Raw genomic sequence first — 24,335 nt, forward strand, 5'->3', positions numbered from 1 at the left:
TTACTGGGCCGCGGCCAGCACGAGCGCGCCGGTCACCAGCAGGTTGATCAGGGTCAGCGGCAGGCACACCTTCCAGCTGAACGCCATCACCTGGTCATAGCGCGGACGCGGCAGCGAGGCGCGGATCAGGATGAAGAGCATGATGAAGAAGCCGGTCTTGGCGGCGAAGTAGAAGAACGACAGCCAGGGCAGGGTGTCCAGGAACGGACCGTGCCAGCCGCCGAAGAACAGGGTCGCCAGCAGCGCCGAGACCAGCACGATGCCGATGTACTCGCCGACGAAGAACATGCCCCATTTCATCCCGGCGTACTCGATGTGGTAGCCGTCCGCCAGTTCCTGCTCCGCTTCCGGCTGGTCGAACGGGTGACGGTGGGTCACGGCGACGCCGGCGATGATGAAGGTGCAGAAGCCGAAGAACTGCGGAATGATGAACCAGACGTTGTCGATCTGGTACTGGACGATGTCGCGCATGTTGAACGAGCCGACCTGGGCGACGATGCCCATCAGCGACAGGGCCAGGAACACCTCGTAGGAGATGGTCTGGGCCGAGGCGCGCAGGCTGCCGAGCAGGGCGAACTTGTTGTTGCTCGACCAGCCGGCGAACAGCACGGCGTACACCGTCAGGCCGGCCATGGCGAAGAAGAACAGGATGCCGATGTTCAGGTCCGCCACGCCCCAGGTGGGGGTGATCGGCACGATGGCGAAGGCGACGAGCAGGGCGCCCATCGCGATCACCGGGGCCAGGGTGAAGATCATCTTGTCGGCGAACGGCGGGGTCCAGTCCTCCTTGAAGAACATCTTGACCATGTCCGCGCCGAGCTGGAACGCACCGAACGGACCGACCCGGTTGGGGCCGTAGCGGTCCTGCCAGAGGCCGAGCAGGCGGCGCTCGACCCAGCTGAGCAGGGCGCCGCAGATGACCACGGCGAGCAGCACCACGATGGCCTTGACCACGGTGAGGATGATGGTGACCAGAGCGGGAGTCAGCCAACTCATTGTGCAGCCTCCTGCAGACCTTCCACGGAGCAGCCGGCGATCGCCGCCGGGATGCCGGCGAAGCCGACCGGCAGGCCGATCAGGCCGGCGCCGAGTTGTTCATCGATGCGCAGCGGCAGGCGCAGGGCCTGGCCCTTGAGCTGGAAGCCGAGGGTCGCGCCGTCGTTGACGCCGAGGCGGTCCGCGTCTTCCTTGGACAGGGCGACGTAGGTCTCCGGGATGCGCTGCTGGATCGGCGCGGCCCGCGAGCTGTTTTCCTCGCTACCGAACAGGTGGTACAGAGGCACTACCTTCCAGCTGTCGGCCTTGGCGCTGAACGGCACCGGCACGGCCTGGAACCAGTCGAGGCCTTCGCCCTTCGGTTCGATCAGGCGCACGCCGGGGTCGCCGGCGCGCAGGTGGCCGCCGACCTCGTCCTGGAACTTGTTCCAGGCCTGCGGCGAGTTCCAGCCCGGCGACCAGGCGAACGGGATCTGCTGACGGTCTTCCTGGCTGCCGGAGTAGCCTTCCATGGAGAAGGCGAACGCCGAGTCGATGTCCTGCGGGGTGCGCGGCTCGTGCACGCTGATGTTGGCGCGCATGGCGGTGCGCCCGCTGTAGCGGTGCGGTTCGCGGGCCAGCTTGAGGCCCTTGATGCGGAACGAGGCGGCCGGTGCGGCGTCGCGGATACCGGCCAGGATCGGCTTGGCCTCGGCCACGGCTTCGGTGACGTGGTCCAGCTGGGTCCAGTCGACGCGCTTGCCTTGCAGGGTGCTGTGGATCGCATGCAGCCAGCGCCAGCCCTCGCGGACCATGTTCTTGGCGTCGTAGTAGGTCGGGTCGAACACCTGGAAGAAGCGCTGGGCGCGGCCTTCCTGGCTGACCAGGGTGCCGTCGCCTTCGGCGAAGCTGGCCGCCGGCAGCACCAGGTGCGCCTTGGCGGTGGTGGCGGTCTGCTGGTGATCGGCGACGATCACCACCCTGGCCGCCGCCAGGGCTGCGTCGACACGGGCGGCGTCGGTGCGGCGGTAGAGATCGTTCTCCAGCACCACCACGGCGTCGGCCTGTCCGGAGGTCAGTCGCTCGAGCGCGGCTTCCACGGAGTCGCCGCCGAAGAGCGCCAGGCCGAGGCTGTTGGCTTCGCCGACCACCAGGCTGATGGAACCGTTCTTCTCGCGCTGCTTGAGGGCCTTGGCGATGTTCGCCGCGGCTTCGATCAGTGCCTTGTTGCCCAGCGAGTTGCCGGACACCACCAACGGACGCTTGGCCACCAGCAGGGCATCGGCGATGCGCTGGGCGAAGGCCTGGGCCTGCGGGTCGAGGTCGGCCACGGCTGGAGCGCTCGGGTCGATCGCGTGGGCCACGGCGAAGCCGAGGCGGGCGAGGTCGTCCGGTGCGGCGTGGACGGTTTCCTCGGCCACGTCGTCGAGGCGGGTCGCGCTGACGCTGGCGATGAACAGCGGGTTCTGCGCGTGCTGGGCGATGTTCTTCACCGCGGCGTCGAGCCACGGCTGGACCTTCATGTCGGCGGCCATCTCGACGGCCTTGCCCTTCACCGACTGGCGCAGGGCCAGGGCGATGCGGGCGGCGGTCTGGGTCAGGTCCTCGCCGAGGACGAAGACCGCGTCGTGGTCCTCGATGTCGCGGATGCTCGGCACCGGCAGCGGGCCTTCCTGCATGACCTGCAGGATCAGGCGCAGGCGGTCGAGCTCGCCTTCGTTGATGCCGCTGTAGAAGTTGCCTTCGCCAACCAGCTCGCGCAGGGCGAAGTTGCTTTCCAGGCTGGCGCGCGGCGAACCGATGCCGACCACCTTGCGCTCCTTCAGCAGGGCGGCGGCCTGGTCGAGGGCGCCGTCCAGGCTCAGCTTCTGCTTGCTCAGCACCAGCAGCGGCTGGCGCGGACGGTCTTCGCGGTTGACGTAGCCGTAGCCGAAGCGACCGCGGTCGCAGAGGAAGTAGTGGTTGACCGAGCCGTTGTAGCGGTTCTCGATGCGGCGGATCTCGCCGTAGCGCTCGCCGGGGCTGATGTTGCAGCCGCTGGAGCAGCCGTGGCAGATGCTCGGGGCGAACTGCATGTCCCACTTGCGGTTGTAGCGCTCGGAGTGGGTCTTGTCGGTGAACACGCCGGTGGGGCAGACCTCGGTGAGGTTGCCGGAGAACTCGCTTTCCAGCACGCCGTCCTCGACCCGTCCGAAGTAGACGTTGTCGTGGGCGCCGTAGACGCCGAGGTCGGTGCCGCCGGCGTAGTCCTTGTAGTAGCGCACGCAGCGGTAGCAGGCGATGCAGCGGTTCATCTCGTGGGCGATGAACGGGCCGAGTTCCTGGTTCTGGTGGGTGCGCTTGGTGAAGCGGTACCGGCGCTCGTTGTGGCCGGTCATCACCGTCATGTCCTGCAGGTGGCAGTGACCGCCTTCCTCGCACACCGGGCAGTCGTGCGGGTGGTTGGTCATCAGCCATTCGACGACGCTGGCGCGGAACTGCTTGGCCTCTTCGTCTTCGATGGAGATCCAGGTGTTGTCGGTGGCGGGGGTCATGCAGGACATGACGAGGCGACCACGCTTGTCGTTCTCGTCGGTGTACTGCTTCACCGCGCACTGGCGGCAGGCGCCGACGCTACCGAGCGCCGGGTGCCAGCAGAAGTAGGGAATGTCGAGACCGAGGGACAGACAGGCCTGCAGGAGGTTGTCTGCACCATCGACTTCGAGCGTCTTGCCGTCTACGTGGATAGTGGCCATGGTTCAAGTCTTCGTTGGCCCGTTGTCAGCGGGCGTGGCTAATAGAAACTCACGGTTCCGTCGGGCCTGCGGCCGGGCCGCGGCACGACGACGAAACATCGCCGGACGGCTGGCCGTCCGGCTGCAAAGCATCAGGCGCCGACCGTTGCCGGGCGCGGCGCGGCCGAAGGCTGGCGGGAGATGCCCGCCTCGAATTCGGCACGGAAATACTTGAGGGCGCTGCCCAGCGGCTCGACGGCTCCCGGCGCATGGGCGCAGAAGGTCTTGCCTGGGCCGAGGAAGTTGACCAGTTGCTTGAGGGTCTCGAGGTCGCCGGGCTGGCCTTCGCCACGCTCTAGGGCGCGCAGCAGCTTCACGCTCCACGGCAGGCCGTCGCGGCAGGGGGTGCACCAGCCGCAGGACTCGCGGGCGAAGAACTCTTCCATGTTGCGCAGCAGGGAAACCATGTTGATGCTGTCGTCCACCGCCATGGCCAGGCCGGTGCCCATCCGGGTGCCGACCTTGGCGATGCCGCCGGCGAACATCTGCGCATCCAGGTGCTCCGGGAGCAGGAAGCCGGTACCGGCGCCGCCGGGCTGCCAGGCCTTGAGCTGGAAGCCGTCGCGCATGCCGCCGGCGTAGTCCTCGAACAGCTCGCGGGCGCTGACGCCGAACGGCAGTTCCCACAGGCCGGGGTTCTTCACCTTGCCGGAGAAGCCCATCAGCTTGGTGCCCATGTCTTCGCTGCCGGGGCGGGCCAGGGTCTTGTACCAGTCCACGCCGTTGCCGACGATGGCCGGCACGTTGCACAGCGTCTCCACGTTGTTCACGCAGGTCGGCTTGCCCCAGACGCCGACGGCGGCAGGGAAGGGCGGTTTGGAACGCGGGTTGGCGCGGCGGCCTTCCAGCGAGTTGATCAGCGCGGTCTCTTCGCCGCAGATGTAGCGGCCGGCACCGGTGTGGACGAACAGCTCGAAATCGAAGCCGCTGCCGAGGATGTTCTTGCCGAGCAGGCCGGCGGCCTTGGCTTCGTCGATGGCGCGGTTGAGGTTGCGCGCCGCGTCGACGTATTCGCCGCGCAGGAAGATGTAGCCGCGGTAGGCCTTCAGCGCACGCGCGGAAATCAGCATGCCTTCCACCAGCAGGTGCGGCAGCTGCTCCATGAGCATGCGGTCCTTCCAGGTGTTCGGCTCCATCTCGTCCGCGTTGCACAGCAGGTAGCGGATGTTCAGCGACTCGTCCTTCGGCATCAGGCCCCACTTCACGCCGGTGGGGAAGCCCGCGCCGCCGCGGCCCTTGAGGCCGGAGTCCTTGACGGTCTGGACGATGTCGTCCTGGGCCATCTGGGTCAGCGCCTTGCGCGCCGCGGCATAGCCGTCCTTGCTCTGATATTCCTCGAGCCAGACGGGCTGGGCGTCTTCGCGCAGGCGCCAGGTCAGCGGATGGGTTTCCGCCGAACGCGCCATGCGGTTGGCCGGACCAATGGAGGTAAGGGTCATACGTAGGCCTCCAGCAGTTTGGCGACACCGTCGGGACGCACGTCGCCATGGGTGTCGTCGTCGATCATCAGCGCCGGGGCCTTGTCGCAGTTGCCCAGGCAGCAGACCGGGAGCAGGGTGAAGCGTCCGTCGGCGGTAGTCTGGCCGAGACCGATGCCGAGTTGCTTCTGGATCTCGCCGACCACCGACTCGTGGCCGCCGATGTAGCAGACCATGCTGTCGCAGACGCGAATGATGTGGCGGCCCACCGGCTGGCGGAATATCTGACTATAGAAGGTGGCGACGCCTTCGACGTCGCTGGCCGGGATCCCCAGCACCTCGCCGATCGCCGGGATGGCGCCGTCCGGCACCCAGCCGCGCTGCTTCTGGACGATCTTCAGGGCTTCGATGGACGCCGCGCGCGGGTCCTCGTAGTGATGCATTTCATGCTCGATGGACGAGCGCTCGGTTTCGCTGAGGACGAAACGGTCGGTCTGAATCAGGTTGCTCTGGCTCATGTCAGCGGTCCACGTCAGCCATAACGAAATCGATGCTACCCAGGTAGGCGATCAGGTCCGCGATCATGCTGCCGTTGATCACCGAGGGGATCTGTTGCAGGTGCGCGAAGCTGGGCGTCCGGATACGCGTGCGGTAGCTCATGGTGCTGCCGTCGCTGGTCAGGTAGTAGCTGTTGATACCCTTGGTCGCCTCGATCATCTGGAAGGCTTCGTTGGCCGGCATGACCGGGCCCCAGGAAACCTGCAGGAAGTGGGTGATCAGGGTTTCGATGTGTTGCAGCGTGCGTTCTTTCGGCGGCGGCGTGGTCAGCGGATGGTCGGCCTTGTACGGGCCTTCCGGCATGTTCTTCAGGCACTGTTCGATGATCCGCAGGCTCTGGCGCATCTCGCCCATCTTGACCATGCAGCGGTCGTAGGCGTCGCCGTTGTGGGCCAGCGGTACCTCGAACTCGAAGTTCTCGTAGCCGGAGTAGGGGCGGGCCTTGCGCAGGTCGAAGTCGCAACCGGTGGCGCGCAGGCCGGCGCCGGTGGTGCCCCACTCGAGGGCTTCCTTGGTGTTGTACTGGGCGACGCCGATGGTCCGGCCGCGCAGGATGCTGTTCTTCAGGGCCGCGGTCTCGTACTCGTCGAGGCGCTTGGGCATCCAGTCGAGGAACTCGCGGACCAGCTTGTCCCAGCCGCGCGGCAGGTCGTGGGCGACGCCGCCGATGCGGTACCAGGCCGGGTGCAGGCGGAAGCCGGTGATGGCCTCGACCACCTTGTAGGCGCGCTGGCGGTCGGTGAAGGTGAAGAACACCGGGGTCATGGCGCCGACGTCCTGGATATAGGTGCCCAGGTACAGCAGGTGGTTCAGGATACGGAAGAACTCCGCCATCATGATCCGGATCACGTCGACCCGCTGCGGCACCTTGATCCCGGCGAGCTTCTCCACCGAGAGTACGTAGGGCAGGTTGTTCATCACCCCGCCGAGGTAGTCGATGCGGTCGGTGTAGGGGATGAAACTGTGCCAGGACTGGCGCTCGGCCATCTTCTCGGCGCCGCGGTGGTGGTAGCCGATCTCCGGGACGCAGTCGATGATCTCCTCGCCGTCCAGTTGCAGGATGATGCGGAACGCGCCGTGGGCGGACGGGTGGTTCGGGCCGAGGTTGAGGAACATGTAGTCCTCGTTCTCGCCGTGGCGCTTCATGCCCCAGTCTTCCGGCTTGAAGCGCAGGGCCTCCTGCTCCAGGTCCTGCTTGGCGGCGGACAGGGAGTAGGGATCGAACTCGGTGGCGCGCGCCGGGTAGTCCTTGCGCAGCGGATGGCCCTGCCAGGTCGGCGGCATCAGCATGCGGGTCAGGTGCGGGTGGCCGGTGAAGGTGATGCCGTACATGTCCCACACTTCGCGCTCGTACCAGTTGGCGTTGGGCCAGATACGGGTGGCGGTGGGCAGGTTGAGGTCGCGCTCGGACAAGGCGACCTTGATCATCACGTCACTATTACGCTCCAGCGACATCAGGTGGTAGAACACGCTGAAGTCGGCGCTCGGCAGGCCGCGGCGATGGGTGCGCAGCCGCTCGTCGACGCCGTGCAGGTCGTAGAGCATCACGTAGGGCTTGGGTACCTGACGGAGGAAGGTCAGGACTTCGATCAGTCTTTCGCGCGGGACCCAGAGCACCGGCATGCCGGTACGGGTGGGCTGGACGGTGAAGGTCTCGGCGCCAAAGCGGGAATTCAGTTCGACGACGATATCCTGGTCGTCTGCCTTGTAAGGCGGGATGTACAGAGCGGAGTCTGCAGTCATGGTCTCGGTCGCTTTCGGTCAACGGTGGGGTGAACGCGGCTGGTCTCGGCCGGCCAGCGGGGCTGGCCGGGAGTTCCGGATCACACTTCGTCGGGGCTGCGCAGGTTGGTCACCTGGATGCGCTGCTCGCGTTTCAGGTCTTTCTGGGCCGGCATTTCGGCGCGGTAGACCCCCTGGTCGCCAACGACCCAGGACAACGGGCGGCGCTCCTGGCCGATGGATTCCTGCAGCAGCATCAGGCCTTGCAGGAACGCCTCCGGACGGGGCGGGCAGCCGGGGATGTAGACGTCCACGGGGAGGAACTTGTCGACCCCCTGGACCACCGAATAGATGTCGTACATGCCGCCGGAATTGGCGCACGAGCCCATGGAGATGACCCACTTGGGTTCGAGCATCTGCTCGTAGAGGCGCTGGATGACCGGGGCCATCTTGATGAAGCAGGTGCCGGCGATGACCATGAAGTCGGCCTGGCGCGGCGACGCCCGGATCACTTCGGCGCCGAAGCGGGCGATATCGTGCGGCGCGGTGAAGGCGGTGGTCATCTCCACGTAGCAGCACGACAGCCCGAAGTTATAGGGCCAGAGCGAGTTCTTGCGACCCCAGTTGACGGTGGAGTTCAGCACATCCTCGAGCTTGCCCATGAAGATGTTCTTGTGAACCTGGCCCTCGACCAGCGGGTCGGCTACGGTTTCCCGTTCGCCTATCGGGTATTGGTCGTTGGCCGCATCGGGATCGATCCGGGTAAGTTTGTATTGCATCGCCAAAGCCTCATTGTTTTAGCTTCGCCTGCCGCTTGCGACGGCTTTCGGGAGCCCAATCGAGCGCACCGATCCGCCAAAGATAGACAAGACCCGCCAACAGAATTGCTATGAAAATGGTTGCCTCGATCAGGCCGGCCCAGCCGCTTTCGCGAACCGACACCGACCAGGCGAAGAGGAAGAGGGCTTCGACGTCGAAGATCACGAAGAGCATCGCGACCAGATAGAATTTTGCCGAGAGACGCAGGCGTGCGCCTCCGGTGGGGACGATCCCGGATTCGAAGGGTTCGTTCTTGCTGCGACCAAATGCCTTGCTGCCAAGCAGGGACGAAACCCCTAGCATGAAGGCGAGAAGGCCAACGACCCCTAGAAGGAAGGCAGCGAATCCCCAGTGATGAGCTGCAAGTTCAGCTGGGTTTGGCATGCTGATACTCCTTCTGTACCGGATATATAAGATCGTGGGTTCTGGGCGCAATGCCCGACTTCTTGTGCAACCCGCTGCGTAGTGAGCTAAGGGTTGTATGTATCTTTCCGATTTTATGCCCAAAGCGCCGGACAAGTAAATTTTTCTAACACAAACAGACGCTTCTCTGCTTTTTCCAGCGCTTTGGTTAATCCCCGAAAGCCTCGTGAATGCTGTCTCTGCGAGAAATGGCGCGGCCTGGCTGGCTTTTGGTCGTATTGCCGCGAAGCGTGGGGGAGGGCTCTTTGCAAGACCTCAAACGATAATGAATATCGTTTGCAATGTCGCATTCGTATAACTTCGCTACATATATTCTTCGCCGCGTTACTATTGTTTACCCTTTTATTGGTAATTACTCGCGATCAATCCGTTATTGCATTAAACCGGGAATATTTTCCGGGCCGGGCGCATGGCGGTTTTTCTTCTTTCCGCACCATGACAACCCGGCTATGGCGCCGCCTGGGGCTGCGCCCGCGGTTCTTCGTGACGGATGCGAAGGCGCTGGGCAAGGTTTGCGGCGGTTAGCTTCGCAGCGCAGATGTAGTCGCTCTGGAGGTGCGCTACCTAGGGGCTGCGGTAGCGTCCCGGGGTTTCTTGCCGACCCAGGCCCAGACCATCTCGCAGGCGATCGGCTGGTTGCCGTTCTCGTCGCTGACCAGCACCGCCACGCGGACCTCGCCCTTGTCCTGTTGCCGGATCTGCTCGATCTGTCCGGCCTCCAGCGTCGCGATGGCGGTCAGGTCGCCCTGGGCGCGCTTGAGATAGTCGATCTTCATGGTCTTGATCAGCGGCAGCTTGTCGTCCGGTACGTTCATTCCGACCAGGAAGCCGCTGGCCGACTCGGCGAGCAAGGCCATCGCTGCGGCATGGATACCTTTTATGTGGTTCTGCACCGGTCGACGGTTCTTCAGGCTGAGGATGGCGCGCTCCTGCCCCAGTTCATGGATGCGCACCCTCGCCGTGCCGGCGAAGCGCACCTGGGAGCCCAGCAGCAGCGTCAGGCTGCGGCTGCGCAGGCGGCGGGGGAGGAGGTTGATGGCGCCGACGGCGCGGCTGAGACGATTGCGCTTGGGCATGCTGGCGTCCTTCCATAGAGAGGGGAGCCTGCATTCCACCCGCTTTGCCCGGGCTTGCCCACGGCTGTAGCGGCGACCTGCGCCGGCATTCCGGCCAACGCAGGTCGTCGTGGCGCGTCAGAGCAGGCGTCGGCCGTCTTCGCGGGTGATCACCACGGTGGCCGAGCGTGGCCGGCGGCCCGGCCCGTCCGGCCAGGTGCTGAGGAGGTTATCGGCGGTCGAGCCTTCCCCCGGGTGCTGGATGTTGATGAACAGCGTACGGAAGTCCGGCGTCGCGGCAATGCCGGTCACCTCGCAACCCAGCGGACCGGTGAGGAAGCGCTTCAGTTCGCCGGTGCGCGGGTCGGCCACCAGCATCTGGTTGTTGCCGAACGGGCCGCTGCTCAACTGGCTGCCGCTCATGTCGGTCTGGATCCACAGGCGGCCTTCCGGGTCGAACCAGAGGCCGTCGGGGCTGGCCAGGATATTGTCCTGGTTCAGCGGCTTGCCGTCCGGGCCGCGGCTGTCTTCGCCGGGACCGGCGAGCATGAACAGGTCCCAGGTGAAGCGTTGCCCGGCATAGTCGCGGCTGCGTTCGCGCCAGCGGATGATATGGCCGTAGGCGTTCTTCACCCGTGGGTTGGCCGCGTCGGCGACGGTGCGCGACGTGTTGTTGGTGAGGGTGAAGTAGACGTCACCGTTGTCCGGGTTGACCGCGCCCCACTCCGGGCGATCCATCTTGGTCGCGCCGAGGACATCGGCGGCCAGGCGGGTGTTGATCAGCACTTCGCCCTGGTCGGCGAAGCTCACCCCGGCCTTGCGACAGGCCGCGCGGAAGTTGCCGTCGGCGATGTCCAGCGGCAGCCACTGGCCGCTGCCATCGGCGTTGAAGCGGGCGACGTAGAGGGTGCCTTCGTCGAGCAGGCGAGCGTTGCTGCGACCCGGACGGAACTTGTCGCGGCTGACGTACTTGTAGATGTACTCGTTCTGCGAGTCGTCGCCAGAGTAGCAGACTACCTGGCGGCCCGGCTTGACCGGGGCGAAGACCAGGCCTTCGTGGGCGAAGCGGCCGAGAGCGGTGCGCTTGACCGGTACCGATTGCGGGTCGAACGGGTCGATCTCGACGATCCAGCCGAAGTTGTTCGGTTCGTTGCGGTAGTCGTCCTGAGCCTGTTTGCCCTTGCGGGTGGCGTCGAAGCGCTCGAACTCGTCGCCCGCCAGGGTCTCCCAGCCGAAACGGCTGGTATTGCGAATGCCGTAGCGGGTCAGTTCGCGCGGCAGTTCGCTGTCCTGGGTGGAGAAATAGCCGACCCAGTTCTCCTCGCAGGTGAGGTACGTGCCCCAGGGGGTGAAACCGTTGGAACAGTTGTTATGGGTGCCGCGGGTGCGGGTGCCGTCCGGACTGTGGCGGGTGCGCAGCAGTTCGTGGCCGCGCGCCGGGCCGGCGATACGCATCGGCGTGGCGGCGGTGATCCGGCGATTTCGTTGCGACGGCACGACATTCCACTCGCCACGCACGTTGCGACGGATCTCCACGACGGAAACGCCATGGGCGTTGATTTCCTTGCGCACTTCATCGGCGACGGTGCGCTTGCCATCGACCACGGTCGGGCCATTGGTGTGCAGCAGCGGCGCGTCGATGTATTCATGGTTGAGCACCAGCAGGCCATGGTTGCTGATGTGTCCGCCGCCGAAGCCGAACTGCGCGTCGATCGGGAAGAAGTGCATGCCGTCGTGGTGCATGCCGATCTGTTCGGCCTGGTCCTGGGCGCTGTTGCTGGCGTCGTCGAGGAAGCCCGGATAACTGCCGCTGATCGGGGTGCCCCAGGGTATGAAGGGCGTCGCCTTGTAGCCGGCGGGCACCCGGATGGTATCGGCGCGGCCGCTGGCGATGGCTTCGAAGGGTAAGCGGTTGCGGCGTTTGAAAGGCAAGCCGCGCAGGCCTTCCGCGGCGGGCGCCTGCGCTTCGGCGGGAGCGGCGCTGGCGGGGAGCGCGACGCCGAGGAAGGCGAGGGCGCCGAGCGCCGCGCCGCCGGCCAGGACCTGGCGGCGGCCGAGGCCGGCGATCAGGTCGTTCATGTGTGGGTTGTTCGAATGGTTGCTGGGCAACTCGTCGCCATCACCGAACAGGATGGCATCTTTTTTCTCCAGGCTCACGGACGTGCTCCTTGTGGGCTGATCGACGGAGCATTGACGCTAACCGCTGAAAGCGACGGGACGATGACAGGCACTCGAGGCCTTTTGCCATGATCCGGAAATGAAAAACCCCGGCCGGAGCCGGGGTTTTCGCGAGGCGGGCCGGGCAGATCGTGGGCTGCCCGGCTGGCCCCTGTTCCTTAGTGGAACTGGTTCATGGTGTTGTCTTTGCCGCTGGCCTTCAGAGCGGCTTCGCCTGCGAAGTACTCTTTATGGTTGTCGCCGATGTCGGAGCCCGCCATGTTCTGGTGCTTGACGCAGGCGATGCCCTGGCGCAGTTCCTGGCGCTGCACGCCCTTCACGTAGGCCAGCATGCCTTCGTCGGCGAAGTAGCCCTTGGCCAGGTTGTCGGTGGACAGCGCGGCGGTGTGGTAGGTCGGCAGGGTGATCAGGTGGTGGAAGATGCCGGCGTGGGCCGAGCCATCGCGCTGGAAGGTGCGGATCTTCTCGTCGGCGACCTTGGCCAGCTCGGTGTCGTCGTACTCGACGCTCATCAGCTTGTTGCGGTCGTAGGCGGAAACGTCCTTGCCTTCGGCGACGAACGCATCGAACACCTGCTGGCGGAAGTTCAGGGTCCAGTTGAAGGACGGGCTGTTGTTGTAGACCAGCTTGGCGTTCGGAATCACTTCGCGGATGCGATCGACCATTGCCTTGATCTGGCCGACGTGCGGCTTCTCGGTTTCGATCCAGAGCAGGTCGGCGCCGTTCTGCAGCGAGGTGATGCAGTCCAGGACGCAGCGATCTTCGCCGGTGCCCTTGCGGAACTGGAACAGGTTGGAAGCCAGGCGCTTCGGACGCAGCAGCTTGCCTTCGCGCTTGATCACGACGTCGCCGTTGCCCAGCTCGGCCTCGGAGATCTCTTCGCAATCCAGGAAGGAGTTGTACAGGTCGCCCAGGTCGCCCGGCTCGTTGGTCACGGCGATCTGCTTGGTCAGGCCGGCGCCCAGGGAGTCGGTACGGGCGACGATCACGCCATCGTCCACGCCCAGCTCGAGGAAGGCGTAGCGTACGGCATTGATCTTGGCGAGGAAGTCGATGTGCGGAACGGTGACCTTGCCGTCCTGGTGGCCGCACTGCTTCTCGTCGGACACCTGGTTTTCGATCTGGATGCAGCAGGCGCCGGCTTCGATCATCTTCTTGGCCAGCAGGTAGGTCGCCTCGGCGTTGCCGAAGCCGGCGTCGATGTCGGCGATGATCGGCACCACGTGGGTTTCGAAGTTGTCGATCTGGGCCAGCAGCTCGGCTTCCTTGGCCTTGTCGCCAGCGGCGCGGGCAGCGTCCAGGCCGGTGAACAGCAGGTCCAACTCGCGGGCGTCAGCCTGGCGCAGGAAGGTGTACAGCTCTTCGATCAGGCCGGAAACCGCGGTTTTCTCGTGCATGGACTGGTCCGGCAGCGGGCCGAAGTCGGAGCGCAGCGCGGCGACCATCCAACCGGACAGGTAGAGGTAGCGCTTGTTGGTGGTCTTCAGGTGCTTCTTGATCGAGATCAGCTTCTGCTGCCCGATGAAGCCGTGCCAGCAACCCAGCGACTGGGTGTAGACGGAAGAGTCCGCATCGTATTCGGCCATGTCCTTGCGCATGATGGCCGCGGTGTACTTGGCGATATCCAGGCCGGTCTTGAAGCGGTTCTGGATACGCATGCGAGCTGCGTACTCGGGGTTGATCGCGCTCCAGCTGCTGCCGTTCTTCTCTTTCAGCGCGGCAACTGCCTTGATCTCGTTCTGATATGCGGACATGGTCAATCCTTCAAGAAATGTATTGGTTGAGCACCGACTGACCCACTCAAAACCTGCTGGTGAAGGTTGTCTTGCGGGTGGCTCACCGCTGCATGGCGAGAGAATGACCGTGGCGAAGAATGACGCCGAGGAGGGGGTGGAGACGAACAGTTCGCGGACCGTGCTTCTCGACTGGATCAAGTGCCGTTCGGCTCGTGGTTGCCGGTGGGCGACTCGCTGTCGAGTCTTTCGATCTGGCTGATACGTAAACGCTTCCCCGTCCCTCAGGACAACTTCGTTCCAGTCGCAATCTCGTCAAGCCGCCTTGTGGGCAGATCAACACGGTGGAGGCCGAGGGCGTATCGGCGCAGGCACCGGGAGCTCGTCGTTTCAGAGCCCCTGATTAGCGGGAGCGGGGCCATCATGCTCTGGAAAAAATCCGTCGTCAAACGTTTTGTAGTGTTTTTTCAAGACTACTACACGAAGGTCTAAGAGTGACCGGATGGTCTTGTCTGGTCGAGATGTTTCCGTTTGCATCGAAAATGCCCGCAAGAGCCCGCGCCCCGCGGCTTTGCCGGAGCGGGAGGCAATTCGCGCTGGAAAGAGCGCCGTCGGTCAGTCGAGGGTTTCGACTTTCAGGCGCAGGCTGGTGTCGTCGCGTCCCTGGGTCGAGTAGCGACGCACGAAGCCGTGCTGGTCGGCCTGGTTCTGTTCGCTGACACCGCCCAGGGTGATCCACTCGCCGAGCTTGCCGCTGACCCGGGTGTCGGTGCTCTGGGTATCGATGACGCCGGGATGGCTCTGGCTGAGGCGGTCATTGCTGGAGCTGATGGTGACGTGCACCAGGTTGCCGGTCAGCGTCGCGGTGACGTAGAAGCCGCGGTTGACGTTGCGGTATTCGGTCTGGCTGTAGATCTGCCCGTAGGGACCGGTGGCGGTGCTGGTGATGGGGACGCTCTGGCCGACCTGGATCAGCGCCGGGTAGCCCTCGGTGGCCTGGACCTGCTGGCTGCCGCCGGAACGGCTGTCGGTGGAGCGACGGATGATGCGGACGCGATCCTTGCCGTTGACCTCGCCGCGGCCGCTCTGGATCTCGATGTTGCCGGCGCTGGCCGAACCATCCACCGAATAGCCGCGGCTGTCCTGTTGCAGGTTCTCGCTGGTATCCACGGTGATCAGCAGGCGATGCGGGCGCGAGTCGATCTGCTGCAGGACCGATTGCAACTCGCGGATCTTCGCCGGCTCGGCATTGACGATCAGCTGGTTGCCATAGGCGGTGACCTTGCCTTCGCTGCCGATGACCGACTGGGCCACCGCGATCACGTCGTCGGCGGTGCGGTAGTTGAGCGGGATCACTTCGGTGCGCGGGGCGGCCGAGGCGCCGAGAGCGACTGTCGCCAACAGCGAGGAGAGCAGGGTGGTGCGCAACAGGGTCACAGGAGGAAGCTCCGCAGGTCCGGGTCGGAAAGACTGGTGTCCCAGGCCTGCTCGAAGCGGGCCTGGAGTTGACGCACCCGCCCGGCGGCACGGTAGCAGGCGTAGCCCGCCGGTTGCGCCGGTTTCGGGCGCAGCAGCAGGCCCTGGTCGTCGGCCAGGAGGAAGGCGTCGTCCTCTTTAGGGTAGTCCGGGTTGAGGCGGCGGATCAGGCAGTTGCTCGACAGGCGGCGCGAAAGGTTGATCAGGCGGTGGCCGTTGCGCACGGCCTGGGCGCTGTCGCCAACGAGGATACGCAGGCGATTGCGTGGATTGGCCAGGAGAAAACGGGTGCAGGCTTCCTGGATGCTGCTGTGGTGATAGAGCCAGCTTTCCAGGTCGGGACTGTGCAGGCAGAGCGAGCGGCGGGCCTGCTGCAGGAGGGCCAGGGCATGGGCGCGGGCTTCCTGCGGATGCTCGAAGCGCTCCAGCGGCTCATGTTCGCCGAGGCGGAATGGCGCTGGTTCCCAGCGTTCCGCGGGTGGTGCGGCGCTTGCCGGGTTGCGTACCGCAAAGCGCCCCGGAGAGCTGAATTCGATGGCCGGCAGGTCGGCCGGCGAGGTCTCCGGGGTGTCGCTCATCGGGCCTCAGTCGCTGTCGCGAACCATGTCGACATGGGGCAGGCCGGCATCGAGGAATTCGCCGCTATCGACCTTGAAGCCCAGTCGCTCGTAGAAGGGAATGGCGTAGACCTGCGCGGTCAGCAGTTGGCGCTTCAGGCCGCGTCGCTCGGCTTCCTCGATGGCCGCGCGCATCAGCGCGTCGCCGACCTTCAGGCCGCGCCAGTCCTTGAGTACCGAGACCCTGCCGATGTGCCCGTCGCCCAGCAGGCGCGCGGTGCCGATCGCGTATTCGCCTTCATAGGCGAGAAAATGCACGGCTTCGTCGTCTTCGGCGTCCCACTCCAGTTCCGGCGGAACCGACTGTTCGGCAATGAAGACCGCTTCGCGGATGCGGCGCAGCTCGGCATTGTCCTTCTGCCAGTCGGCTACGCGTACGCGGATCTTATTCATCTGCAAACTCCAAACTGCCCTGTTTGACCAACTCCGCCAACAGCTTACGCGCATCGTCGTCGGCCAGCCATTGGCCGAGGTTTTCCAGATGCAACGCATCGGCCGAGCAGACCAGCTTCAGCAGTTCCTTGAGCTGGTCGGGCAGGAGTACGCTCTGGCCGCTGGCGAACAGCACCAGGCCGATGTCGATCTCGCTCCAGGCCAGGCGGGCGCTGGGGTTGCGCACCAGCAGCGCGCCATCCTCGAGGGCGCCGAATAGCTCCTCTTCGGGGATATCCTCGCCGGCAACCAGTTCAGGATAGCGCGGCTCGGTCATGAACTGGCCGAACCAGGTCAGCAGCAGGCGCTCGTCGCTCATGTGCTCCTGGATCAGACCCTGCAGGCGCTCCAGAGCGTCGCGCTGGATCTGGTGCGGATCGTCGCCTACCGGTTGCAGGCCGGCATCGGTGTAGCGCTCCTCGTCGGAGAGGAACTGGCCGAGGAAGTCGGTGAAATGGGTCAGCACTTCGGCGGCGCTGGGCGCGCGGAAGCCGATCGAGTAGGTCATGCACTCGTCTTCGGCAATGCCGTAGTGGGCGAGGCGCGGGGGCAGGTAGAGCATGTCGCCGGGCTCCAGGACCCACTCGTCGCTCTGTTCGAAGTCGGCGAGGATGCGCAGGTCGGCGTGCTCGCGCAGCGGGCTGTCGCTGCTGCACATCTGTCCGACTTTCCAGCGCCGGCGTCCGTGGCCCTGAAGCAGGAATACGTCGTAGTTGTCGAAGTGCGGACCGACGCCGCCGCCGGGAGCGGCGTAGCTGATCATCACGTCGTCGATCCGCCAGCTGGGCAGGAAGCGGAATTGCTCCAGCAGTTGGGCGACTTCCGGGACGAACTGGTCGACCGCCTGCACCAGCAGGGTCCAGTCCTGTTCCGGCAGGTGCTGGTAGTCCTCCTCCTGGAACGGGCCACGGCGCATTTCCCACGGGGTTTTCCCGTGTTCGAGGACGATGCGCGATTCCACCGATTCCTCCAGCGACAGCCCGGCCAGCTCGTCGGCGGACAGCGGGCTTTCGAAGTCCGGGATCGCCTGGCGGACCAGCAGCGGTTTGCGCTGCCAGTAGTCGCGGAGGAATTCGGCAGCGGTCAGTCCGCCCAGAAGTTGCAGGGGAGTATCAGCATTCATGGTTAAGTCCTTGAAACAAAAACGCCCGGCGCAGCCGGGCGTGCAAAAGGGTTGCGTGCTCAGATGCGCTTGGCCTGGGCGGCGGCATTGCCGACGTAGCCGGCCGGGGTCAGCTTCTTCAGCTCGACCTTGGCCTCGGCGGGAATCGCCAGCTCTTCGATGAAAGTCTGCAAGGCTTCGGCGCTGATGCCTTTGCCGCGGGTCAGTTCCTTCAGCTTTTCGTAGGGGTTTTCCACGCCATAGCGACGCATCACGGTCTGCACCGGCTCGGCGAGGACTTCCCAGCAGGCGTCCAGGTCCTCGGCGATGCGCTGGGCGTTCAGCTCCAGCTTGCCGATGCCCTTCAGGCTGGCCTCGTAGGCGATGACGCTGTGGGCGATGCCGACACCGAGGTTGCGCAGCACGGTGGAGTCGGTCAGGTCGCGCTGCCAGCGCGAGATCGGCAGCTTGCTGGCCAGGTGCTGGAATAGCGCGTTGGCGATGCCGAGGTTACCCTCGGAGTTCTCGAAGTCGATCGGGTTGACCTTGTGCGGCATGGTCGAGGAGCCGATCTCGCCGGCCACGGTCTTCTGCTTGAAGTAGCCGAGGGAGATGTAGCCCCAGACGTCGCGGTCGAAGTCGATGAGGATGGTGTTGAAGCGGGCGATCGCATCGAACAGCTCGGCGATGTAGTCGTGCGGCTCGATCTGGGTGGTGTAGGGGTTGAAGGTCAGGCCGAGGTCGCCTTCGATGAACTGGCGGGCGTTGGCTTCCCAGTCGACTTCGGGATAGGCGGACAGGTGGGCGTTGTAGTTGCCCACGGCGCCGTTGATCTTGCCCAGCAACTCGATGCCGGCGACCTGCTTGATCTGCCGCTCCAGGCGGTAGACGACGTTGGCCAGTTCCTTGCCCAGGGTGGTCGGCGAGGCGGGCTGGCCGTGGGTGCGGGAGAGCATCGGCACGTCGGCGAATTTCACCGCCAGTTCGCGGATGGCCTCGGCGATCTGGCGCATCAGCGGCAGCAGCACGCTGTCGCGACCCTCGCGGAGCATCAGGGCGTGGGACAGGTTGTTGATGTCCTCGGAGGTGCAGGCGAAGTGGATGAACTCGCTGACCGCGGCCAGCTCCGGGAGCTTGGCGGCCTGTTCCTTGAGCAGGTACTCCACGGCTTTCACGTCGTGGTTGGTGGTGCGCTCGATTTCCTTGATGCGTTCGGCGTGTTCCAGCTGGAAGTCGCTGGCCAGGCTGTCGAGCAGGGCGTTGGCTTCGGCGGAGAACGGCGCGACCTCGGGAATCCCGGCGTGGGCGGCGAGGCGCTGCAGCCAGCGGACTTCCACCATGACGCGGAAACGGATCAGGCCGTATTCGCTGAAGATCGGACGCAGGCTGCTGGTTTTGCCGGCATAGCGGCCATCGACGGGGGATACCGCGGTGAGCGAGGAAAGCTGCATGAGACGTTCTCGTGGCTGGAAGTCAACGAAAAAGGGGCGCATATCATACATGAAAGGTGCGCCCCGGTGGGGCATTCAGCGGGGCCTTTCGGCGGGGCGGTTGCCCAGCAGAGGGATCAGACTGGCGGCGAAGATCAGGGCGGCGCCGAGCAGCGACGTGTGGCTGGGCAGTTCCTCCCAGCGCAGCCAGGCGATCACCCCGGCGAAAACGATGGCCATGTAGGCGATCGGTCCGATCACTCCCGGGGAGGCCAGGGCATAGGCCTGCGACATGGTCAGTTGGCCGAGGCTGGCGAACAGTCCGGCGCCGAGCAGCAGGAGCAGTTCCCGGCCGTTCAGCGGCTGCCAGGCCCAGGCCAGCGGTACGGCGGAGAACAGGGTGCCGAACAGGGCGAAGTAGAAGACGATGCGATACGCCGGCTCGCTGTCGCTCATTTCGCGGATCGAGACGAAGGCACAGGCGGCCATCAGGCTGGAAGCGATGCCGACCAGGGCGATCGGCGCCACTACCGCGCCGCTGGGCCTGGCCACCAGCAGCACGCCGAGGAAGCCGACCAGGGTGGCGACCATCATGCGGCGGGTCAGCGGCTCCTTGATCCACAGGTGTGCGATCAGCGGCGTGAACACCGGCGCGGCATAGCTGAACAGCATAGCGTCGGTCAGCGGTAGGTGGGCGAGGGCGTAGAAGTAGCAGTACATGCCGCCCAGGCCGTAGGTGGTGCGCAGCAGGTGCGATAGCGGGCGGCGGGTGCGCAGCGGGCCGATGCCGCGAGTCAGCGCCAGGGGCAGGAAGAACAGCACGCCGACGAGGTTGCGGAAGAACACCACGGTTTCGTTGTTGACGGTGCTGGAGGCCTCGCGGATCAGGCCGCCCATCAGGGCGAAGAACAGCGCCGAAAGAGCCAGCATGGCGGCGCCCTGGGTCGGGCTGTTGCGCCGTTGCGGCTGGCTCCCGGCCATGGCCATGGCTAGCCGCGCAGCAGGGGATAGAGTTCGTTGAGCAGCCGGCGCCGGCTGAACACCATCTGCCAGCGGCTGCCGCCCAGTTGCCGCCAGAGCCGCGCCGAGCGGATGCCGGCGAGCAGCAGGGCGCGGATCCGCGCGGCGTTGCTGCTGACCTGCAGGTGCCGCATGTCGCCGTGTACCTGGATGCGCTGGCGGAAGGTGCTGAGGGTGTCCTGGTAGATGCTGGCGAACGAGGCGATGACGTTCTCATGGACCAGGCCGAAGTGCTGGACCTGCTGTTCGACCTGGTCGAGGCGCTGGCCGATCAGGTCGAGCATGTCGCCGCGCTTGTCCAGTTGCCGTTCCAGGGTCAGCATCGCCAGGGCGTAGCGCAGCGGTTCGCGCTGCAGGCTGCCGGGCTTGCGCTCCAGGGCGCTGGCCAGGGCCTTGAAGCCGTCGCGCAGGTTGAGGCTGTCGCCACCGTAGACGTCCAGGGTGCTGGCCGGGTTGCGCGCCAGCAGGCTGCCGAGCATGCAGCCCAGCGGGGCTTCGCTGATCTGCCCGGTGCGTGCCAGCTTGTCGACCAGGGCTGCGGATTCGAAGACGGCGCCGAGGGCAATCAGTTGCTGTCGCGGATCGCTCACGGGCGTCCTCCGAAATCCCAGGCTTCCGCCGTTTCGATCACGCCGCCGCCGAGGCAGACGTCGCCGTCGTAGAACACCACCGATTGCCCCGGGGTCACTGCGCGCTGCGGTTCGTCGAACACCGCGCGGTAGCCTTCGGCGGTTTTCTCCAGGACGCAGTCCTGGTCGCTCTGCCGGTAGCGCACCTTGGCCCGCAGGCGGCGCGGCCGCTCCAGTTCGACCGGGTTGACCCAGTAGATTCGCGAGGCCAGCAGGGCGCGGGAGAACAGCAGCGGGTGGTCGTTGCCCTGGCCGACCAGCAGCACGTTGCGTTGCAGGTCCTTGCCGAGCACGTACCAGGGATCGTCGCCGGCTTCCTTGAGACCGCCGATGCCGAGGCCCTGGCGCTGGCCGATGGTGTGGTACATCAGGCCGCTGTGGCGACCGATGACCTTGCCTTCGGTGGTCTCGATGTCGCCCGGCTGGGCCGGCAGGTACTGCTTGAGGAAATCGGTGAAGCGTCGCTCGCCAATGAAGCAGATGCCCGTGGAGTCCTTCTTCTTCGCCGTGGCGAGGCCATGCTTCTCGGCGATGGCGCGGACTTCCGGCTTCTCCAGTTCGCCGACGGGGAACAGGCTGCGGGCGATCTGCTCGCCGCCCACCGCGTGCAGGAAGTAGCTCTGATCCTTGTTCGGGTCCAGGCCCTTGAGCAGCTCGGTGCGCCCGTCGCGGTCGCGGCGCCGCACATAGTGGCCGGTGGCGATCAGGTCCGCGCCGAGCATCAGCGCGTAGTCGAGGAACGCCTTGAACTTGATTTCGCGGTTGCAGAGGATGTCCGGGTTCGGCGTACGGCCGGCCTTGTACTCGGCAAGGAAGTGCTCGAACACGTTATCCCAGTATTCCGCGGCGAAGTTCGCCGTGTGCAGCTTGATGCCGATCCGGTCGCAGACGGCCTGGGCGTCGGCCAGGTCCTCGCGGGCGGTACAGTATTCGGTGCCGTCGTCCTCGTCCCAGTTCTTCATGAACAGGCCTTCGACCTGATAGCCCTGCTGCAACAGGAGCAGGGCGGAGACGGACGAGTCGACGCCGCCGGACATGCCGACGATCACGCGCTCGCGGCGTGGGGTGGGGGCGGATTCAGACATAGCGATCAGGCGTCACGGGCGAATTCGTAAAACGCGGATTCTATCAGGCCTGGGGCAGGGAGGGCGACACGTGGGTGTCGCGGATCAGCGCCAGGGGATAGCGGCCGCCGGCCAGATAGTCGTCGATGCAGCGCAGCACCAGGTGGCTGCGCCAGCGCTGCGGCTGGGCGGCCAGTTCGTCGCGGGTCAGCCAGCGCGGGCCGATGATGCCGTCGTCGAGGGCGCGTTCGGGATGGTGGCGCACGGGGCGGGCGGCGAAGCATACGCGCTGGTAGGTGACGCCGTTGGACGGGGCGGTGTACAGGTAGATGCCGGTGACGGCGCTCAGCTCGACCTCCCAGCCGGTTTCCTCGAGGGTTTCGCGCAGGGCGGCCTCGAGCAGGCTTTCGGCGGGCTCCAGGTGCCCGGCGGGCTGGTTCAGCACCTCGCGGCCGTCGGCCTGTTCCTCGACCAGCAGGAAGCGGCCCTGGTCCTCGACGATGGTCGCTACGGTGACATGGGGATGCCAGCTCATGGATGTCTCCTCGGTACGGAAAAGGCCTCGATAAAAAGAAACCCCGAGCGTAGGCCCGGGGTTTCTGCTTCGTCAGCGTGACGCCATCAGGCCAGGCTGTCGATCGCCGCGTTGAAGGTGGCGCTGGGGCGCATCACCTTGCTGGTCAGCTCCGGGTTGGAGCGATAGTAGCCGCCGATCTCGGCCGGCTTGCCCTGGACCGCATTGAGTTCGGCGACGATGGTCGCTTCCTGCTCGGTCAGGGCCTTGGCCAGCGGCGCGAAGTGCGCTTTCAGCTCGGCGTCTTCGTCCTGGGCGGCCAGGGCCTGGGCCCAGTACATCGCCAGGTAGAAGTGGCTGCCGCGGTTGTCGATGTCGCCGACCTTGCGCGACGGCGACTTGTTGTTGTCCAGCAGCTTGCCGGTGGCTTCGTCCAGCGCCTTGCCGAGCAGCTTGGCCTTGGCGTTGCCGGTCTTGATCCCGGTTTCCTCCAGGGACACGGCCAGGGCCAGGAACTCGCCCAGGGAGTCCCAGCGCAGGTAGTTCTCTTCCACCAGTTGCTGGACGTGCTTGGGTGCCGAGCCGCCGGCGCCGGTTTCGTACATGCCGCCGCCCGCCATCAGCGGAACGATGGAGAGCATCTTGGCCGAGGTGCCCAGTTCCATGATCGGGAACAGGTCGGTCAGGTAGTCGCGCAGGACGTTGCCGGTCACCGAGATGGTGTCCTTGCCGCGGATCAGGCGTTCCATGCTGACGCGAATGGCCTCGTTGTAGCCCATGATGCTGATGTCGAGGCCGGTCAGGTCGTGGTCCTTGAGGTACAGCTCGACCTTCTTGCGCAGTTCGCGGTCGTGGGCGCGCTCCGGGTCCAGCCAGAAGATCGCCGGGGTGTCGGACTGGCGCGCGCGGGTGACGGCCAGCTTGACCCAGTCGCGGATCGGCGCGTCCTTGGTCTGGCAGGCGCGCCAGATGTCGCCTGTCTCCACCTCGTGCTGCATCAGCACGCTGCCGTCGGCCAGGACCACGCGCATGGTGCCGTCGGCGGTCATTTCGAAGGTCTTGTCGTGGGAGCCGTATTCCTCGGCCTTCTGCGCCATCAGGCCGACGTTCGGCACGCTGCCCATGGTGGTCGGGTCGAAGGCGCCGTTGGTCTTGCAGAAGTTGATCATCTCCTGGTAGATGCGGGCGTAGGTGCTTTCCGGCATTACCGCCTTGGTATCTTTCTGCTTGCCGTCCTTGCCCCACATCTGGCCGGAGTTGCGGATCATCGCCGGCATCGAGGCGTCGACGATGACGTCGCTCGGAATGTGCAGGTTGGTGATGCCTTTCACGGAGTCGACCATCGCCATTTCCGGGCGGTGGCTGTACACCTCGTGGATGTCGTGGAGGATCTCTTCCTGCTGGGAGGCGGGCAGCGACTTGATCTTGTCGTAGACGCTGGAGATACCGTTGTTCGGGTTCACGCCGAGCTCTTCGAAGAGTTGGCCCCACTTGTCGAAGACGTCCTTGTAGTAGACGCTCACCGCATGCCCGAAGACGATCGGGTGGGAAATCTTCATCATGGTCGCCTTGACGTGCAGGGACCACATGACGCCGGTTTCCTTGCAGTCCTGCAGGGTCTTCTCGAAGAAGTCGCGCAGCTTGCCGCAGCTCATGAACATGCTGTCGAGCACTTCGCCTTCCTGCAGGCTCAGTTGCTTCTTGACCTCGACCTTGCCGTCCTTGCCGACGAACTCGATGCGCACGTCACCGGCCTTGGCCATGGTGATGGACTGTTCGCTGGAGAAGAAGTCGCCGCCGCGCATGTAGTCGGCGTGGGAGCGGGAGGCCATGCTCCACTTGCCCATGGAGTGCGGGTGCTTGCGGGCGTAGGCCTTCACCGCGGCAGGCGCGCGACGGTCGGAGTTGCCTTCGCGCAGGACCGGGTTCACGGCGCTGCCGAGGATCTTCGCGTAGCGTGCGCGAACCTCTTTCTCTTCGTCGGTCTGCGGGTCTTCCGGGAAGTCGGGAACCTTGTAGCCCAGGCCCTGCAGTTCGGCGATTGCGCCTTTCAGCTGGGGCACCGAGGCGCTGATGTTGGGCAGCTTGATGATATTGGCGTCGGGCGAGGTGGCCAGGACCGCCAGGCGGGCGAGGTCGTCTTCGATACGCTGGTCGGCGTCGAGGCGGTCGGCGAAGTTGGCCAGGATGCGTCCTGCAAGAGAGATGTCGCTGGTCTCGACGTCGATGCCGGCGGAAGCGGCAAAGGCCTTGACGATGGGGAGGAGCGAGTAGGTGGCGAGCGCGGGTGCTTCGTCGGTGAAGGTGTAGGTGATCTTCGAGCGGATGGACATCTACGGTAACTCTCTTTTTTGCTGGGCGCGCACAGAGTCTCGATACGCGTTGGTGGACGCGAT

General features: G+C 65.3%; 20 protein-coding genes. All 20 read right to left on the bottom strand.

The window, feature by feature from the left end; translation table 11 throughout:
• Nucleotides 1-996, bottom strand: a complete 996-nt coding sequence (gene nuoH / locus HMPREF2581_RS08625) for an NADH-quinone oxidoreductase subunit NuoH (protein ID WP_003090465.1) — start codon at nucleotides 994-996, stop codon at nucleotides 1-3.
• Nucleotides 993-3,710: an NADH-quinone oxidoreductase subunit NuoG gene (gene nuoG, locus HMPREF2581_RS08630; RefSeq protein ID WP_003138932.1), complete on the bottom strand. Its 2,718-nt coding sequence runs from the start codon at nucleotides 3,708-3,710 to the stop codon at nucleotides 993-995. The genes nuoH and nuoG overlap by 4 nt, the downstream gene beginning before the upstream one ends.
• A gap of 131 nt (nucleotides 3,711-3,841) precedes the next feature.
• Entirely contained in the window at nucleotides 3,842-5,188 is a 1,347-nt protein-coding gene (nuoF, locus tag HMPREF2581_RS08635) for an NADH-quinone oxidoreductase subunit NuoF (protein ID WP_003138934.1), read from the bottom strand.
• Nucleotides 5,185-5,685 (bottom strand): NADH-quinone oxidoreductase subunit NuoE, encoded by a 501-nt coding sequence (gene nuoE / locus HMPREF2581_RS08640; protein WP_003090460.1) that lies wholly within the window; start codon nucleotides 5,683-5,685, stop codon nucleotides 5,185-5,187. The genes nuoF and nuoE overlap by 4 nt, the downstream gene beginning before the upstream one ends.
• A 1-nt stretch (nucleotide 5,686) precedes the next feature.
• Entirely contained in the window at nucleotides 5,687-7,468 is a 1,782-nt protein-coding gene (gene nuoC / locus HMPREF2581_RS08645) for an NADH-quinone oxidoreductase subunit C/D (RefSeq protein WP_003090458.1), read from the bottom strand.
• Between the two features lie 80 nt (nucleotides 7,469-7,548).
• On the bottom strand, nucleotides 7,549-8,226 hold the full coding sequence (locus HMPREF2581_RS08650) for a NuoB/complex I 20 kDa subunit family protein (RefSeq protein ID WP_003090455.1): 678 nt from the start codon (nucleotides 8,224-8,226) through the stop codon (nucleotides 7,549-7,551).
• Between the two features lie 10 nt (nucleotides 8,227-8,236).
• Nucleotides 8,237-8,650, bottom strand: coding sequence for an NADH-quinone oxidoreductase subunit A (locus tag HMPREF2581_RS08655; RefSeq protein ID WP_003090452.1), 414 nt, complete (start codon nucleotides 8,648-8,650; stop codon nucleotides 8,237-8,239).
• A gap of 599 nt (nucleotides 8,651-9,249) precedes the next feature.
• Nucleotides 9,250-9,804, bottom strand: coding sequence for a DUF4442 domain-containing protein (locus HMPREF2581_RS08660; protein WP_003119967.1), 555 nt, complete (start codon nucleotides 9,802-9,804; stop codon nucleotides 9,250-9,252).
• Between the two features lie 78 nt (nucleotides 9,805-9,882).
• Nucleotides 9,883-11,901 carry a PhoX family protein gene (locus tag HMPREF2581_RS08665; protein ID WP_003108746.1) on the bottom strand — a complete coding sequence of 673 codons (2,019 nt, stop codon included), beginning with the start codon at nucleotides 11,899-11,901 and terminating at the stop codon, nucleotides 9,883-9,885.
• Between the two features lie 179 nt (nucleotides 11,902-12,080).
• Entirely contained in the window at nucleotides 12,081-13,676 is a 1,596-nt protein-coding gene (locus tag HMPREF2581_RS08670) for an isocitrate lyase (RefSeq protein WP_003090447.1), read from the bottom strand.
• 594 nt (nucleotides 13,677-14,270) lie between these two features.
• On the bottom strand, nucleotides 14,271-15,092 hold the full coding sequence (locus HMPREF2581_RS08675) for a secretin N-terminal domain-containing protein (protein ID WP_003138938.1): 822 nt from the start codon (nucleotides 15,090-15,092) through the stop codon (nucleotides 14,271-14,273).
• Entirely contained in the window at nucleotides 15,089-15,709 is a 621-nt protein-coding gene (locus tag HMPREF2581_RS08680) for a DUF7931 domain-containing protein (protein ID WP_003122605.1), read from the bottom strand. Before HMPREF2581_RS08680 ends, HMPREF2581_RS08675 begins: the two co-directional genes overlap by 4 nt.
• A 6-nt stretch (nucleotides 15,710-15,715) precedes the next feature.
• Nucleotides 15,716-16,141 carry a GNAT family N-acetyltransferase gene (locus tag HMPREF2581_RS08685; RefSeq protein ID WP_003090444.1) on the bottom strand — a complete coding sequence of 142 codons (426 nt, stop codon included), beginning with the start codon at nucleotides 16,139-16,141 and terminating at the stop codon, nucleotides 15,716-15,718.
• Nucleotides 16,134-17,303, bottom strand: a complete 1,170-nt coding sequence (locus HMPREF2581_RS08690; RefSeq protein ID WP_003138941.1) for a ribosomal protein uL16 3-hydroxylase — start codon at nucleotides 17,301-17,303, stop codon at nucleotides 16,134-16,136. Before HMPREF2581_RS08690 ends, HMPREF2581_RS08685 begins: the two co-directional genes overlap by 8 nt.
• Before the next feature lie 59 nt (nucleotides 17,304-17,362).
• A complete protein-coding gene (gene purB / locus HMPREF2581_RS08695; protein WP_003090442.1) occupies nucleotides 17,363-18,733 on the bottom strand; it encodes an adenylosuccinate lyase in 1,371 nt (456 codons plus the stop codon).
• 75 nt (nucleotides 18,734-18,808) lie between these two features.
• Nucleotides 18,809-19,699: a DMT family transporter gene (locus HMPREF2581_RS08700; RefSeq protein ID WP_011666625.1), complete on the bottom strand. Its 891-nt coding sequence runs from the start codon at nucleotides 19,697-19,699 to the stop codon at nucleotides 18,809-18,811.
• Between the two features lie 2 nt (nucleotides 19,700-19,701).
• A complete protein-coding gene (gene hflD / locus HMPREF2581_RS08705; RefSeq protein WP_003090440.1) occupies nucleotides 19,702-20,322 on the bottom strand; it encodes a high frequency lysogenization protein HflD in 621 nt (206 codons plus the stop codon).
• On the bottom strand, nucleotides 20,319-21,446 hold the full coding sequence (mnmA, locus tag HMPREF2581_RS08710) for a tRNA 2-thiouridine(34) synthase MnmA (protein WP_003131114.1): 1,128 nt from the start codon (nucleotides 21,444-21,446) through the stop codon (nucleotides 20,319-20,321). The genes hflD and mnmA overlap by 4 nt, the downstream gene beginning before the upstream one ends.
• Before the next feature lie 43 nt (nucleotides 21,447-21,489).
• Entirely contained in the window at nucleotides 21,490-21,960 is a 471-nt protein-coding gene (locus tag HMPREF2581_RS08715; RefSeq protein WP_003097654.1) for an NUDIX hydrolase, read from the bottom strand.
• Between the two features lie 86 nt (nucleotides 21,961-22,046).
• A complete protein-coding gene (locus HMPREF2581_RS08720) occupies nucleotides 22,047-24,272 on the bottom strand; it encodes an NADP-dependent isocitrate dehydrogenase (RefSeq protein WP_003090437.1) in 2,226 nt (741 codons plus the stop codon).
• Nucleotides 24,273-24,335: the final 63 nt, after the last annotated feature.

The organism is Pseudomonas sp. HMSC057H01, from assembly GCF_001836405.1.
In the GTDB taxonomy this organism is placed as follows: domain Bacteria; phylum Pseudomonadota; class Gammaproteobacteria; order Pseudomonadales; family Pseudomonadaceae; genus Pseudomonas; species Pseudomonas aeruginosa.